The organism is Streptosporangium amethystogenes (assembly GCF_000721075.1).
GTDB lineage: Bacteria > Actinomycetota > Actinomycetes > Streptosporangiales > Streptosporangiaceae > Streptosporangium > Streptosporangium amethystogenes.
In genome coordinates this window covers 138172-152130 of the sequence record NZ_JOEQ01000001.1, presented here as the reverse complement: position 1 = coordinate 152130, position 13959 = coordinate 138172, and the positions used below count along the sequence as shown (strand labels likewise).

Genomic DNA, 13959 nt, shown 5'->3' with positions numbered 1-13959 from the left:
TCAGATCCCTCCTGCGAACCGGCCGGGAGACATCCTCCGGTCGGGGTCGAACCGTTCCTTGATCCGCCGCATCAGCGGCAGCGCGCCCGACGGGCCCCAGCGATCCACCCGGCGGGCGATCTCGGGAGGCGCGGTGAGCACGGTCAGTCCGCCGCCGAGCTCGCGGAGGTCGTCGCGCAGGCCCGTCACGAAGCCGGCGAAGGCCGCCTCGCCGACGTCCGCGGGCAGGGCGACCCGCAGGACCGCCGAGGCCACCGAGCCGCGTACCCGCGCGGGCAGCCCGCGCGCGGCGACCGCCCGCAGTGCCAGGTGCGCGGCGGCGGGCGGTACCCGCAACTCCAGCAGTACGTCCGCACCGGGCGGTACCGCCCACCAGGCGGGCGCCTCCGCGGTGATCAGCGCGCTCCCGTACCCGTCCATGAGCCGGCGCAGGGTCTCCGCCCGAGAGCCGGCCGCCACCCCCTCGACGAGCGCGGACAGGGTGGGCGCGCCCAGCGGATCCGGCCGGTCCAGCTCGATCGCGCTCGGCTCGGCCAGAGCGGCCGCGAGTTCGGTGACCAGCGCGGCCGTTCCGTGGCCGGCTCCGGCCTGGGAGACCCGCTCCACGGTGATCCAGCGGCGGTCGGCCGGGATCGGGTGGAGGCGGAAGACGGCCTCGGTGATGACGCCGAGCGTGCCGTACGAACCGGTGAAGAGCTTGCCCAGGTCGTAGCCCGCGACGTTCTTGACGACGTTGCCGCCCGAGGAGGCGATCGTGCCGTCGGCCAGTACGACCGTGATGCCGATCAGCAGGTCGCGGGCGGTACCGTAGCGGAACCTGCGGGGGCCGGCGACCGCGGTGGCGAGCATGCCGCCGACCGTGCCGGTGCGCGGGACGCCGTCCAGGGCCAGTTCCTGCCCGAACCGCGAGAGCGTGGAGTCGAGGACGTCGAGGGCAAGCCCGGCACTGACCCGCGCCACGAGGTCGCCGGCGGAGTGCTCGACCGTCGATCCGTTGCCGAGGAGCAGGCGGCGGGTGTCGATCAGCAGGTCACACCGCTCGGGGGGATCTCCCCAGCCGAGCTTCGTGCCGCCTCCCGCCGGGACCACGGCCAGGTCGTGCGCGGCCGAGACACGCATCAGTGCGGCGACCTCGTCGGTGCTCTCGGGCAGGGCCACCCAGCGGGGGAGGACCCCACCCACTGTCCTGTCGGGGGTCGCCGGGTGGACCGTCACACCCGTCTCGTGCAGTGCCTCCATCAGAAGTGCTCCGCCTGTCCGGACTCGACCAGCGGGTGTACACCCTTGCGGACCCCGGGGACCTCGCCGCACAGCCGCGGGGTCGGGAAGATCTTGCCCGGGTTCGACAGGCCGCGGGGGTCGAAGGCGCAGCGCACCAACTGCATGGTGTCGAGGTCGTCGTCGGAAAACATTTTTGGCATATATCGGGATTTGTCCACTCCGACGCCGTGCTCACCGGTGATGGAACCGCCGTGCTCGATGCACAGGTCGAGGATCCTTCCCGAGACGATCTCCGCCCGCTCGCCCGCGCCCGGCTCCGCGTCGTCGAACAGCACCAGCGGGTGCAGGTTGCCGTCACCGGCGTGGAAGACGTTCGCGACCCTGATCCCGTACTCGCGGGAGAGCCCGTCGATCCTCGCCAGTACCTCGGGCAGCGCGGTCCGCGGCACGACGCCGTCCTGGACGATGTAGGCGGGGCTGATCCGGCCCACCGCGGCGAACGCCGACTTGCGGCCCCGCCAGATGGCCGCCCGCTCCACCGGGTCGTCGGCGACCCGTATCTCGAACGCGCCGTTCTCCCGGCAGATCCGCGTCACCTCACCGAACTGGTGCGCGACCTCCTCGGCCGGGCCGTCCAACTCCACGATGAGCACCGCGCCGGCTCCCTCGGGGTAGGCGCACGCCACGGCCGCCTCGGCCGCCTCGACGGCCAGGGCGTCCATCATCTCGATCGCGGCCGGTACGATGCCGCCGCCGATGATCGCCGAGACCGCCCGCCCGCCCCGTTCGATGTCCTCGAACGCCGCCAGCAGCGTCGTCACGGTCTCCGGAAGCCGGCTCAGCCGTACGACGACCTTGGTCGCGATGCCGAGCGTGCCCTCCGAGCCGACGAACGTGCCCAGCAGGTCGTAGCCGGAATCGACGTCGGCGAGTTCGACGATGTCACCGTCGGGGGTGACGATCTCCAGGCCGACCACGTGGTTGACCGTGAAGCCGTACTTCAGGCAGTGCGCGCCGCCCGAGTTCTCCGCCACGTTGCCGCCGATCGTGCAGACCTGCTGGCTGGAGGGGTCGGGGGCGTAGTAGTAGCCCAGGTCGCGGACGGCCTCGGTGATCGCCAGATTGGTGACCCCCGGCTCCACGGTCGCCCGCCGGTTCGGCACGTCGACGGAGAGGATTCGCCGCATCTTCGAGGTCACCACCAGCACCCCGTCGGTCCTCGGCAGAGCCCCGCCGGACAGGCCCGTCCCGGCGCCCCTGGCCACGAACGGCAGGCCGTACTCGTTGCAGATCCGTACCACGGCCGCGATCTGCTCGGCGCTCTCCGGAAGCACCACGACGCCGGGAGTGGCTCGGTGGTGGGTCAGCCCGTCACACTCGTAGGTGCGCAGCCGCACGGGGTCGGTGATCACCGACCCGGGGCCGAGGAGTTCCTCGAACCTGCGGGCCGGCTCGTCCAGCGTCTTCGCCGACATCGTTCCTCCTGCGATGTGACCGAGGGCCCGGCGACGACAGGGACGCCGTCGCTGCCGCCCACCGGCCCACATCGGCCGATTAACGACATAACCCTCATCTTGCATTCTCGCTCAGTGCGGGGGCACCGGCGTTCCTACCGTGTCTGGGGCCCTCGTCCAGCAGGCCGGCGAACTCCCGATGGGCGGACCGGCAGTCGGGGACCGGCGAGATTCGGGCGGGGCCTGGCGGGGAGCGGCGGATGCGGAGATGGAGCCGGCCTTTGATCATCGTGATCAGGACGCCCCTGGCCCACCCCTCGTCCGCGGTCTTGCGCGCGTAGAACTCCCTCGTCGCCCGGCTGTCCAGCATGTCCAGCAGGACGATGTGGTGGCCCCACGGGATCGGCCGCCCGGTCTGCGGGACGGAGTCCGGCCAGGCCGCCGCGAATGCCCTCATGTAGAGGAGGTTGGTCCGCGAGTAGCCCATGGCCTCGGGGAACGCGCCGCGCAGGTCGACCGAGAGCCGGGGCACCGCCTTCCTGCCCCAGTCGTCGTCCGTCTGCCGTTCGAGGATGTGGCGGCCGATCCGCCAGTACTGCCGGATCAGCTCGGCGTCGGTGGTGAGCAGGGCCACCCGCCCCCGGCTGCCGGTGATCTCGCGCTTGACGGCGTCGAGCAGCGACCCGTAGTCGCCCCGACCGGCCTCCCCGCCGTTCCTGTCATCACTCATGCACGCAAAGTATCCACTCGGCTCGGCCTCCGCATCCGCCGCCGGTGACCGCCTGGAGTGAGGAATCCTCGTCAAGGGATGAGGATTCCTCACCGTCGGGCCGGTCATGTCATGGCATACGCGCATAGGCAGGGAGAGTAAGGAACTCCGCGAAGTCGTCGTCCAGGGCGACCTCCTTGAACAGCGCGGTCGCCTGGTCGTAAAGGGCCTCGTCGTATCCGGGCTCTTCCCTGATCTTGGCGAGCTCCTCGTCGATGATCTGCTCGACCAGTTCCCTGGTCACCACGGCGCCGGTGTCGGCGAGCTTGATGTCGTTGTGGATCCACTGCCAGATCTGGGAGCGGGAGATCTCGGCGGTCGCCGCGTCCTCCATCAGGTTGTGGATCGCGACCGCGCCCAGCCCGCCCATCCAGGCGGCCAGGTAGCGCAGTGCCACGTCCACGTTGTTGCGCAGCCCCGCCTCGGTGATGTCGCCGGGAGTCCTGGCGACCGCGAGCAGGTCGGCGGCGGAGACGGAGACGTCCTCGCGCAGGCGGTCGAGCTGGTTCGGCCGCGACCCGAGGACGGAGTCGAAGACGTCGCGGCAGATCGGCACCAGGTCGGGGTGGGCGACCCACGAACCGTCGAAGCCGTCGCCGGACTCGCGGGTCTTGTCGGCGGTGACCTTCTCCAGAGCGATCTTGTTGACCTCGGGATCGCGGCGGGAGGGGATGAACGCGGCCATCCCGCCGATGGCGTGGGCCCCGCGCCGGTGGCAGGTGCTGACCAGGAGTTCGGTGTAGGCGCGCATGAACGGGGCGGTCATCGTCACCGCGTTCCGCTCCGGCAGCAGGAACTCGCGGCCGCGGGTGCGGAACTTCTTGATCACGCTGAAGAGGTAGTCCCAGCGGCCCGCGTTGAGGCCGGCGGAGTGGTCGCGGAGCTCGTAGAGGATCTCCTCCATCTCGAACGCGGCCGGGTAGGTCTCGATGAGCACCGTCGCCCGGATCGTGCCCTGGGCGATGTCGAGCAGTTCCTGGGCCCTGACGAAGACGTCGTTCCAGAGGCGGGCCTCCAGATGTGACTCCATCTTCGGCAGGTAGAAGTACGGGCCCTTGCCCTTGGCGATCTGCCGCTGAGCCGAGTGGAAGAAGTAGAGCCCGAAGTCGACGAGGGAGGCGGAGAACGGCGCCCCGTCGAGGGTGAGGTGCTTCTCGTCCAGGTGCCATCCTCGGGGGCGGACCACGATGGTGGCCAGCTCGGAGTCGGGCTTGAGGGCGTAGCTCTTCTCCCCGGCGGAGAAGTCGATGGTCCGGTCCAGCGCGTCGCGGAGGTTGAGCTGGCCGTTGACGGTGTTTTCCCAGGTGGGGGCGTTGGCGTCTTCGAAGTCGGCCAGCCAGACCTTGGCGCCGGAGTTCAGTGCGTTGATCGTCATCTTCCGGTCGACCGGACCGGTGATCTCCACGCGGCGGTCCTCCAGGCCGGGCGCGGGCGGGGCGACGTGCCACTCGGACTCGCGCACGTGCCTGGTCTCGGGCAGGAAGTCGAGGGTGCCGCCCGCCGACAGCTCCGCCTGCCGGTCCTGGCGGGCCTGGAGCAGCTCCAGACGCCGGTCGTTGAACTCGCGCTGGAGGGTGGCCACGAAGGCCAGTGCCTCCGGCGTGAGGATCTCGTCAAAGCGGTCCTGGCTGGGGCCGCTGATCTCAACACCGTCCATGAGCCCTCTTTCCGTATCGTGGAAAACTGTTTCTGAATTGTGGAATAGACGCTACTTGACGGCCGGTTCTCGGTCAAAGGCAGGGTCCCCCTCAGGGCTCGCTCGGGGAATTCCCCGATGATCTGGGGGATGTACTGGGGGACAGTTGCATCAGCGCCTCCCGGTAGAGGGAGAGGACGGACACGTCGCGAATGGGAAGCGGAGACTTCTCGGAAAGTCGAGGATTGAGCGCATGAAGAGGAACGCGATCGTCGCCGGCGGGTTGTTGGGGGCGGTTTTCATGCTCTCGGGATGCGAGTTCGCTCTGGACTTCCGTGACCGGCAGCAGGATGTCGTCTCCTACGACGTCACCGGCAGGGTGACGGCCCTGGACGTCGCCACGGGCTCGGGCGACATCGTGGTCACCGAGTCGGACCGGCAGGCCGTCCACGTGACCGAGACCATCCACTGGCGTGGCGGCGACAGGCCCGTCACCGAGCACCCGGTGGACGGCGGCACGCTCGCTCTGCGGCACCGCTGCGACGGGATGAGCTGCTCGGTCGACTACAAGGTCGAGATCCCGCCCGGTCTGACGGCCAAGCTCGACACCGGTTCCGGCACCGTCACGCTGCGTGGGCTGACCGGGGGAGTGCACGCCGAGAGCGGCTCCGGCGACATCGAGGCGGGAAACCTGGGTTCCAAGCAGTTCACCGCGGACACCGGCTCCGGCGAGGTCGAGGCGAGGTTCACGGTCATGCCGGACAAGGTGGAGATCAAGGCCGGTTCCGGCGACGTGGCCGCCTACCTTCCCAAGGGCGGCTACGACGTGACCACCGAGACCGGCTCCGGTGACGAGACCGTGGAGGTGGTCAGGGACCCCTCGGCGCCGCACAAGATCACGCTGAGGACCGGATCCGGCGACGCCCGGGTCCTGCTCTCCTGAACCCGGCATCGACCGGCACCGCGCCGGTCGGCGGACGGAGCGGTGATAACCAGGTGATGACGGAGCGGTTCCCATGGCACCATCGAGGGGAAGAGACCCGGGGTGTTCGGGCGTTCACTCATATGAGAAGAACGTATACGGACCCACCATCTGAATGGAGCGACGACATAGACACTCGTGAGCCGCTGGACATCGATCGATTCGACGACATGCTCGACACCGGCGAGATGGACCTGGCCGAGCGCCAGGCACTGCGCCGGGTGGCGGGCCTCTCCACGGAGCTGGAAGACGTCACCGAGGTCGAATACCGCCAGCTGCGACTTGAGCGGGTCGTCCTGGTCGGTGTTTGGACCTCCGGTACGGCGATCGACGCCGAAAACTCCCTCCTGGAGCTCAAGCTCCTCGCCGAGACCGCGGGTTCACAGGTGCTGGAGGGGCTGATCCAGCGCCGTCAGAAGCCCGACACGGCGACCTACATCGGTTCGGGCAAGGCGCAGGAGCTTGCCGACATCGTCTCCGCCACCGGTGCCGACACCGTGGTGTGCGACGGTGAGCTGAGCCCCGGCCAGCTTCGCCAGCTTGAGGAGACGGTCAAGGTCAAGGTCATCGACCGGACCATGCTGATCCTCGACATCTTCGCCCAGCACGCCAAGAGCCGCGAGGGCAAGGCTCAGGTCGAGCTCGCGCAGCTCAACTACCTCCTGCCGCGCCTGCGTGGCTGGGGTGGCAACCTGTCCCGCCAGGTCGGCGGGCGCGCCGCGGGCGGCGTCGGCATGGGCGGTCGCGGTCCCGGTGAGACCAAGATCGAGCTGGACCGCCGCCGGATCCGCGAGCGGATGGCCAAGCTGCGCCGCCAGATCGGCGGGATGACCACCGCCCGCGAGACCAAGCGGGCCCGACGCCTGCAGCGCGAGGTCCCCGCCGTGGCCATCGCCGGATACACCAACGCGGGCAAGTCCTCGCTGCTGAACCGGCTGACCGGCGCCGGAGTGCTGGTGGAGGACGCCCTGTTCGCCACGCTCGACCCGACGGTCCGCAGGGCGCACACGCCCGACGGCCGCCTGTTCACGCTGGCCGACACGGTCGGGTTCGTCCGGCACCTGCCGCACCAGCTCGTCGAGGCGTTCCGCTCCACGCTTGAGGAGGTCGGCGATGCCGATCTGATCCTGCACGTGGTCGACGGCTCGCACCCTGACCCCGAGTCGCAACTGGCCGCGGTACGTGAGGTGTTCGCCGATATCGAGGGCGTCCGCGACATCCCGGAGATCGTGGTCATCAACAAGGCCGACGCCGCCGACCCGGTGGTGCTGGCCCAGCTGACCGCGCGGGAGAAGCACACGGTCGTGGTCTCGGCCCGCACGGGCGCCGGGATCGACGAGCTGAAGGCCGTGATCGAACGGGAACTGCCCCGGTTCGACCAGGAGGTCAGGCTTCTCGTGCCGTACGAGCGCGGGGACCTGATCTCCAGGGCGCACGGAGAGGGTGAGGTTCTCGGCATCGAGCACACCGAGGACGGCACGGTGCTGCACGCCAGGGTTCTACCCGGCCTCTTCGCCGAGCTGGAGAAGACCGCCAAGCCGGTCGAGACCGTCTGATCGATTCCTTCGCCGTACCGTCCTCCTGAGGGCGGTACGGCGGCGCCTTCCCTCAGCGCTCGCGGCGGAACATGACCAGCGCCACGTCGTCCTCTCTGGCGCCGAACCTCTCGATCAGCCGGTCGCAGAAGGCCTCCAGCTCCTCCTCCACGTCCTCGGCCAGGTGCCGTACGACCTCCAGGCTCTCGTCGAGCAGCTTGTCGCGGTCCTCGATGAGTCCGTCGGTGAACATCAGCACCGAGCTTCCCTCCGGCACGTTCACCCGGTCGACCCGGTAGCTCTCCTCGGCCACGCCCAGCAGGAGATTGCCCAGCTGGTGGTAGCGGGCCTGGCCGTCGGAGATGAGAAGGGGCGGGATGTGTCCCGCGTTGGCGACCTCCATCTCCCCGGTCGCCGGGTCGAGCAGGAGCAGGCAGACGGTGGCGGTCATACCGGGGTGGTAACGCCGCAGCACATCGTTGAGCAGGGCCATCGACGTGCTGAGGTCCGAGGTGCCGATGACGGAGGCGCGCAGTGCGTGGCGCAGCTCCGCCATGACGGTGGCGGCCAGCAGCGAGTGTCCCTGGACGTCGCCGATGGCGATGAGCACCCGGTGGCCCAGCCGCAGGACCTCGTAGAAGTCGCCGCCGACCTCGATGTTGTCGACCGCCGGCTGGTATCGCCAGCTGATCGTGAGCTCGGGGACCTCGGGGATCCGCGTCGGCAGCAGGCTGCGCTGCAGGGTGAGGGCGATCGCGTGCTCCTCGGCGTACGCCCGGAGTGCGTCCAGGGCGAGGGCGAGGGCCTGGCCGAGCTGGCGCAGCACGTTGGACTCGTCGGCGTCGAGCGGCGGGACCCCGTCCACCCCGAGGTAGACGGGGGGCCTGCCCAGCTTGGTGCGGCAGACCACGGCTGAGACATCGCCACTGATCTTCGTGTCGGGCACCAGGGCCGTCCACTCGGCGAGGGGGATCGTGAAAGCCTGAGTCCCCGCGGCATTGCCCAGGGACATCGCACTCAGCCTGGTCAGCGTTTCCTGAGTCGCGGCCTTGGCGACGGCGGCATTCTCCGGAGGTATGGCGGTGAATCTGCGGACCCGGCCGTCGGGAGGCAGCGCGAGCGTGCCCGCCTGCCGTTCCAGAATTCGGGAGGCCCCCTCGACGGCCGTGCTGAGGAGCTCGTCGAAGGTCTCGGCGGAGTTCATCGAGAGCGTGACCTTGGTGAGAGCGGCCAGCCGCCGGGCCATCAGTTCGGCGCGCTGCCGGGCGCGGTAGTAGCGCAGCGTGGCCTCGACCGTCGCGGCGAACTCGTCGGGCTCGACCGGTTCGGCCAGGTAGGCATCGGCTCCGCGTTCGAGCCCATGGGCACGGTCGGCCGGGGTGATCGCCGCTCCGGAGATCTGGATGACCGGTATCGAGGATGTCGCCGCGTCGGCCTTGATCTGCTCGCAGACCTCGTAGCCGCTGATGTCGGGCAGTCGTACGTCGAGGACGACCAGGTCCGGCTGCAGCTCCCTGACCTTGGTGAGCGCCTCCAGGCCGCCGGTGGCCTGCACGACCTGGTGTCCCGAGCGGCGCAGCCAGCTCGACAGGATGTACAGCTTGGTCGGGGTGTCGTCCACGACCAGTACCGTCGCTCCGCTGCTACCCATGGGCGTGTCCCAGAGCGCTTTCGATCGCCTCCAGCAGGAGGTCACGGCGGAGCCCCTGCTTGGAGATCACCATGTGTGCTCCCTCCGGGGCCTGCCGCGACGTGGCGACGGTCACGATGATCACCGGTATCCCACGCAGCCGCTCGTCGTCGGACATCCGCAACATCAGCGCGGTGCCGTCGAGACGGGGCATCAGCAGGTCCACCAGTGCGAGGTCGGGCGGGTTCTTCGCCATCATCTCCAGCGCACCCAGCCCGTCGGAGGCCTCGTCGATGTGCGCGGCGAAACCGGTGAGCATCCGCCGTACCATGGCGCGGAACTCCACGTCGTCGTCCACGACGAGCAACCGGCCGACCATCGGGGCCTCGTCGTTCCGGTAGGGCAGCCTCAGGGTGGCCGTGGTTCCGGATCCCACCGTGCTGGCCAGCTGCAGTCCGCCCCCCAGGGCCTCGGCCAGCCTGCGGGCGTACGGCAGGCCGAGCCCGGTGCCCTTGGTCCGTGCCTGGATCCTCCCCGGCACCTGGAAGAACTCCTCGAAGACGCGTTCCAGGTGCTCCTCGGGCACGCCTATCCCCGTGTCGGTCACGGTGAAGACCAGGTCGTGGGTGGCGGCGTCGATGCTCACCTCCAGCCTGACCTCGCCCCGCTCGGTGAACTTCAGCCCGTTGGAGAGCAGGTTTCGCAGGATCCTGGTGAGCATCACCTCGTCCACCATCATCTCCAGCGGTGTCTGCGGGATATCCACCGTGAGCGTCACCTCGTCGTTGCCGCTGGTGGGGTGGAGCGTCAGGCGCAGCCGTTCCGCCAGCGCCACCAGGTCGACCATGGAGGGCTGGGGGTCGAGCCGACCGGCCTCGGCCTTCGCCATGTCGAGTAGCTCGCTCACCAGCGCCAGAAGCGTCTTCGCCGAGGAGCCGATGAGGTTCACCTGGTGGAGCTGCTCGGCGGCCAGGGGTTCCCCGCCGGGACCCACCAGGAGACGGACCAGGCCGATGATCGAGTTGAGCGGGGTGCGCAGCTCGTGGCTGACCGTGGCCCAGAACCTGTTCTTCGCGTCGCTCGCCGCCCGGAGCTGCGCGGACTTCTCGTCCAGCTCGGCGTAGAGCGCCACGACGCCGCGGTTGGTCTCCTCCAGTTCCTCGGAGAGCTGGTTGTAGAGCGCCAGCACTCCCTGGTTGGTCTCCTGCAACTCGGTGTTGAGCTGCAGGACCTCCTCCAGGGTCTCGGCGAGCTCGCGGTTCTGCAGGCGCAGCTCGTCGAGGGCGGTGGTGGGCGTCGAGGTGGCGAGTACGGCGCGTATCGCCTCTGCCGAGCGTCTCGGCTTGTGGCCCTGCGGGAGCCGTTTGACCATGCTTATTCTTCCCTCGGCGGGATCGACCTCGATAAGGTCGACGAGACGCCCCGCCAGCGTCACGCCGTCCGACGGGCTGAAACCGGTCTTCGCCGAGAAGTCAACGGTGATGAGCAGGGCGTCTCGCTCCAGCCGGAAGGTGACAAAGGTCTCGATCTCGGCCTCGATGAGCTCCCTGCCGATCTCGCTCAGCGCGGTGGCCACCCGGATCTGGTCCTGGGTTTCCAGCCCGACGCTCTCCGCCACCTCGCGGCCGATCCTGCGCATGGCGAAGACGTCCTGGTCACCCTGGACGCCGACCCTGATCAGCTCGTTCCCGGTCATACGCCCGGCCTGATGGCGACCACGCAGGCGTCGTCCCTGCGGGTACCGGCCTCACGCAGCAACGTGCCGGCGACGACGGAGGGGAGGCGCGTGACGAGCCCGGGGTAGGAGGTGATGTCCCAGCGCTCGGACAGCCCGTCGGAGTGGAGCAGGACGACACTGTGCCGGGGCACGGTGTACTCGTACTGGCGCAGGGTCCTGGCCTTGTGGCCGGCGATGCCCGGCACCGAGATCATCCCCTGACGGCTGTCGCTGTGGGCGATCCACGCGGAGATGTTACCGAGGCCGGCGAAGCTCACCGTGCCCGCGGCACCGTCGACACGGGCCACGGCGACAGCGCCGCCCCTGGTGTGGCTCAGGCCGGCGTGGATGCGCTCCAGGACGGTGACCGGTGCGAGGTCCGCGTGCCGCAGGAACAGGCGTACCGCCTCCTGGGAGGCATGGGCGGCGGCGGGGCCGTGGCCGAGGCCGTCGCAGAGCATCACGGTCCTCGCGGTACCGGTCTCGGTGACCACGAAGGCGTCGCCGCAGACGGTTTCCTCGCCGATCGGGCGCGTCAGGCCGCTCACCTGGGACGGAGGCAGCGGGGCGTCCTGGGCGACGAAGTACATGCCGAGCACCGTTCCCCGGCCGGGCATGGAGTGAACCTCGTATCCGCTGGCCATCCGGGCGATGCCCCCCAGCCCGATGCCGAGCGTGCCCGCCGTGGAGTAGCCGTCGCGCAGGGCGCGGGAGACGTCGTGCATCCCTGGCCCCCGGTCGATCGCGAGAATCTCGATCGCCGAGTCCAGTTCGGGATGCGGCCGGATCAGCATGACCCCCTCGATCGCATGCTTCACCAGGTTCGACGCGGCCTCGCTCACCGCCACGGCGACCCGTCCGGTGTCCTCCTCGCTGAATCCCCGGATCTCGGCGAGTGCCACGGCGGTACGGCGGAGCGCACCGATCGCGCTGGCGTCCTCGGCGCGAACCCAGACGTCGTGCTGCGAGCGGATCAGCGCGCCCATTTCGTCACCGTGATCAGTGTGCCCTCACCGGGAGTCGACTCCAGGGCGAATTCGTCGACCAGACGGCGGGAGCCGCTGAGGCCGAGGCCGAGGCCGTTGCCGGTGGTCCACCCGTCGGTCAGCGCCTGCTCGATGTCCGGGATGCCGGGCCCGTTGTCGCTGAAGGTCATTCGTAGCCCCTGCCGTACCCCGTTGTGCACGACCTCGACCCGCACCTGTCCTCCTCCCGCGTAGACCAGGGCGTTGCGGGCTAGCTCGCTGGCCGCGGTCACCACCTTGGTCTGGTCGACCAGGGACAGGCCCACGTTCACGGCCACGGTCCTGACGCGCTGGCGGACCAGCACGACGTCGCCGTTGACGTTGATGGGCAACTCCTCTGCGGTCGTCACCAGGTGGCCGTAGGGGTCTGGTTTTCGATCTGGTTCAGCAGGGCGACACCCTTCTCGAGATTGAGCGCTGTGCGCACGCCACCGAGGGAGAGGCCGAGTTCGACGAGGGTGATCGCCACCGCCGGGCGCATGCCGACGACGATCGTCTCGGCGTCGAGCATGCGGGAGATCGCCGCGATGGTGGCCAGCATCCGGCCGATGAAGGAGTCGACGATCTCCACGGCGGTGATGTCGATGATCACCCCTCGTGCGCCGGTCGCGACCACCCTCTCGGAGAGGTCCTCCTGGAGGGCGAGCACGCTCATGTCCTGCAGGTCGATCTGGATGGAGACGATCAGGATGTCGCCGAGTTTGAGGATTGGCACGCGTTCCATCAGGCCTCCACCGTCCGTACGGCGATGCGGGACTCCCCGCCCTTGACGACCCTGACGCCGCTCGCCCGCAACGTGTGGGCCAGCGCGTCGGCGAGCGTGGCCTTGGTCACGATGTCGCCGAACTCGATGCCGAGGGTGACGATGGTGTGGGCGATCTGCGGGCGGATGCCGGAGATCACGCACTCGGCGCCCATCAGCCGGGCCGCCACCACGGTCTTGAGCAGGTGCTGCGCGACCTCGGTGTCCACGGCCGGCACCCCGGTGATGTCGATGACCGCGTGCTCGGAGCCGGTGTCGACGAGCGTCTGCAGTAGCTTCTCCATGACGACCTGGGTCCTGGCCGAGTCGAGCGTGCCGACCAGCGGCACCGCGACGATGCCGTCCCAGAGCTTGACCACCGGGGTGGACAGCTCCAGCAACTGCTCCGCCTGGTCGATAATGATCTTCTCCCTGGCCGTCGCGTAGCTCTCCACGGTGAAGAGCCCGAGGTCGTCGATTACCCGGGAGAACCAGATGAAACCTCGCAGGGCATCGGGGGAGCCGTCCTCCTCGACGGTCTCGTAGAGCGCCTCCTTCAGGCCGAACACCACGACCGCGGTCTCGGTCGGGGTGAACCCCTGGCGGGCGCGGTCGCGGGAGAGTTCAGCGAGGAGGCCGCGCAGGTCGCTGAGGTCGCCGGAGCTGCCGAACGACTGACGCAGCGACTGGTAGAGCTCGCGCAGCTGGTCGGCCAGCCCTCCGCGATCCACCTGGTTGCTGGTGGAGGAGACGGCGATCTCAAGCCAGCGCTTGAGGACACGGCCTTCGTGCTCCTGAAGAAGTTCTTCGATGCGACGCCGGCCGGCGTCCGTGTGGACGGACAAGACAACTCCTACATGTGTGACCTGGGGACAACTCGCAGGAAAGGCTACCCGGAGTGTCTTGCCCATGGCCTTTTCCGGACTTGGTGGGTGGCTTGCGGCCAGGAGCCGGGATGTCGAGCCGTCGCCCCCGGGCGCCCCCCTCAGAGGGACGCGACGGCCTGCCGTCAGGGTGGAGGCGGTCAAGGACCATGACCCGATCCTCCCGATTACCAGCCTAGGTTGATCGCGAATCGCGTTTCAATGATGGGGCTTGCGCTGGACGGCTCTCTGAGGTGCACTGTGGCCGGGAAAACGTACAAAAGCCGCGAAAGCCGCAGTGGTCGGCCGGGGTTTAGATTGCTACCATAAGGCAAATCTAGCGAGATGTTATGACGCAAGTTGCTCTGGTGACTACTGTTACGGA

General features: G+C 69.1%; 12 protein-coding genes. 2 read left to right on the top strand and 10 right to left on the bottom strand.

Going from position 1 to position 13959, the window contains the following annotated elements; translation table 11 throughout:
- The 4 genes from IG98_RS0100715 to aceB all read right to left on the bottom strand — a co-directional run bounded on the left by IG98_RS0100715 (position 1) and on the right by aceB (position 5101).
- Complete coding sequence (locus tag IG98_RS0100715) at positions 1–1239, bottom strand: FAD-binding oxidoreductase (protein ID WP_030904047.1); 1239 nt, start codon at positions 1237–1239, stop codon at positions 1–3.
- Entirely contained in the window at positions 1239–2696 is a 1458-nt protein-coding gene (locus IG98_RS0100710) for an FAD-binding oxidoreductase (RefSeq protein WP_030904045.1), read from the bottom strand. Before IG98_RS0100710 ends, IG98_RS0100715 begins: the two co-directional genes overlap by 1 nt.
- A gap of 94 nt (positions 2697–2790) precedes the next feature.
- On the bottom strand, positions 2791–3405 hold the full coding sequence (locus IG98_RS0100705) for a DUF1016 N-terminal domain-containing protein (RefSeq protein ID WP_051751303.1): 615 nt from the start codon (positions 3403–3405) through the stop codon (positions 2791–2793).
- Positions 3406–3514: 109 nt separating this feature from the next.
- Complete coding sequence (aceB, locus tag IG98_RS0100700) at positions 3515–5101, bottom strand: malate synthase A (RefSeq protein ID WP_030904040.1); 1587 nt, start codon at positions 5099–5101, stop codon at positions 3515–3517.
- A gap of 232 nt (positions 5102–5333) precedes the next feature.
- Between aceB and IG98_RS0100695 the strand changes: the two genes are divergently transcribed.
- Together IG98_RS0100695 and hflX are read left to right on the top strand one after the other, a co-directional pair.
- Positions 5334–6023 (top strand): DUF4097 family beta strand repeat-containing protein, encoded by a 690-nt coding sequence (locus IG98_RS0100695; RefSeq protein ID WP_030904038.1) that lies wholly within the window; start codon positions 5334–5336, stop codon positions 6021–6023.
- A gap of 209 nt (positions 6024–6232) precedes the next feature.
- The gene (gene hflX, locus IG98_RS0100690; RefSeq protein ID WP_051751301.1) at positions 6233–7618 is read left to right on the top strand and encodes a GTPase HflX; all 1386 of its coding nucleotides are present in this window, start codon (positions 6233–6235) and stop codon (positions 7616–7618) included.
- Positions 7619–7670: 52 nt separating this feature from the next.
- Here the strand turns inward: hflX and IG98_RS0100685 are convergent, their stop codons facing one another.
- Genes IG98_RS0100685 through IG98_RS0100660 form a run of 6 tightly spaced genes read right to left on the bottom strand, consistent with a single transcriptional unit; the run spans position 7671 to position 13556 of the window.
- Entirely contained in the window at positions 7671–9248 is a 1578-nt protein-coding gene (locus IG98_RS0100685) for a fused response regulator/phosphatase (RefSeq protein WP_030904034.1), read from the bottom strand.
- The gene (locus IG98_RS0100680) at positions 9241–10923 is read right to left on the bottom strand and encodes an ATP-binding response regulator (protein ID WP_030904032.1); all 1683 of its coding nucleotides are present in this window, start codon (positions 10921–10923) and stop codon (positions 9241–9243) included. Before IG98_RS0100680 ends, IG98_RS0100685 begins: the two co-directional genes overlap by 8 nt.
- Positions 10920–11930: an ATP-binding protein gene (locus IG98_RS0100675; protein WP_030904029.1), complete on the bottom strand. Its 1011-nt coding sequence runs from the start codon at positions 11928–11930 to the stop codon at positions 10920–10922. Before IG98_RS0100675 ends, IG98_RS0100680 begins: the two co-directional genes overlap by 4 nt.
- Entirely contained in the window at positions 11918–12319 is a 402-nt protein-coding gene (locus tag IG98_RS0100670; protein ID WP_030904027.1) for an anti-sigma regulatory factor, read from the bottom strand. The genes IG98_RS0100675 and IG98_RS0100670 overlap by 13 nt, the downstream gene beginning before the upstream one ends.
- Complete coding sequence (locus IG98_RS0100665) at positions 12316–12693, bottom strand: STAS domain-containing protein (protein ID WP_211263853.1); 378 nt, start codon at positions 12691–12693, stop codon at positions 12316–12318. The genes IG98_RS0100670 and IG98_RS0100665 overlap by 4 nt, the downstream gene beginning before the upstream one ends.
- On the bottom strand, positions 12693–13556 hold the full coding sequence (locus IG98_RS0100660) for an STAS domain-containing protein (RefSeq protein WP_030904024.1): 864 nt from the start codon (positions 13554–13556) through the stop codon (positions 12693–12695). Before IG98_RS0100660 ends, IG98_RS0100665 begins: the two co-directional genes overlap by 1 nt.
- Positions 13557–13959 lie beyond the last annotated feature (403 nt).

Excerpts from the sequence above, each read along its gene's own strand:
- IG98_RS0100715 (WP_030904047.1), bottom strand. The coding sequence starts at position 1,239 with ATGGAGGCACTGCACGAGACGGGTGTGACGGTCCACCCGGCGACCCCC.
- IG98_RS0100710 (WP_030904045.1), bottom strand. The coding sequence starts at position 2,696 with ATGTCGGCGAAGACGCTGGACGAGCCGGCCCGCAGGTTCGAGGAACTC.
- IG98_RS0100705 (WP_051751303.1), bottom strand. The coding sequence starts at position 3,405 with ATGAGTGATGACAGGAACGGCGGGGAGGCCGGTCGGGGCGACTACGGG.
- aceB (WP_030904040.1), bottom strand. The coding sequence starts at position 5,101 with ATGGACGGTGTTGAGATCAGCGGCCCCAGCCAGGACCGCTTTGACGAG.
- IG98_RS0100695 (WP_030904038.1), top strand. The coding sequence starts at position 5,334 with ATGAAGAGGAACGCGATCGTCGCCGGCGGGTTGTTGGGGGCGGTTTTC.
- hflX (WP_051751301.1), top strand. The coding sequence starts at position 6,233 with ATGCTCGACACCGGCGAGATGGACCTGGCCGAGCGCCAGGCACTGCGC.
- IG98_RS0100685 (WP_030904034.1), bottom strand. The coding sequence starts at position 9,248 with ATGGGTAGCAGCGGAGCGACGGTACTGGTCGTGGACGACACCCCGACC.
- IG98_RS0100680 (WP_030904032.1), bottom strand. The coding sequence starts at position 10,923 with ATGACCGGGAACGAGCTGATCAGGGTCGGCGTCCAGGGTGACCAGGAC.
- IG98_RS0100675 (WP_030904029.1), bottom strand. The coding sequence starts at position 11,930 with ATGGGCGCGCTGATCCGCTCGCAGCACGACGTCTGGGTTCGCGCCGAG.
- IG98_RS0100665 (WP_211263853.1), bottom strand. The coding sequence starts at position 12,693 with ATGGAACGCGTGCCAATCCTCAAACTCGGCGACATCCTGATCGTCTCC.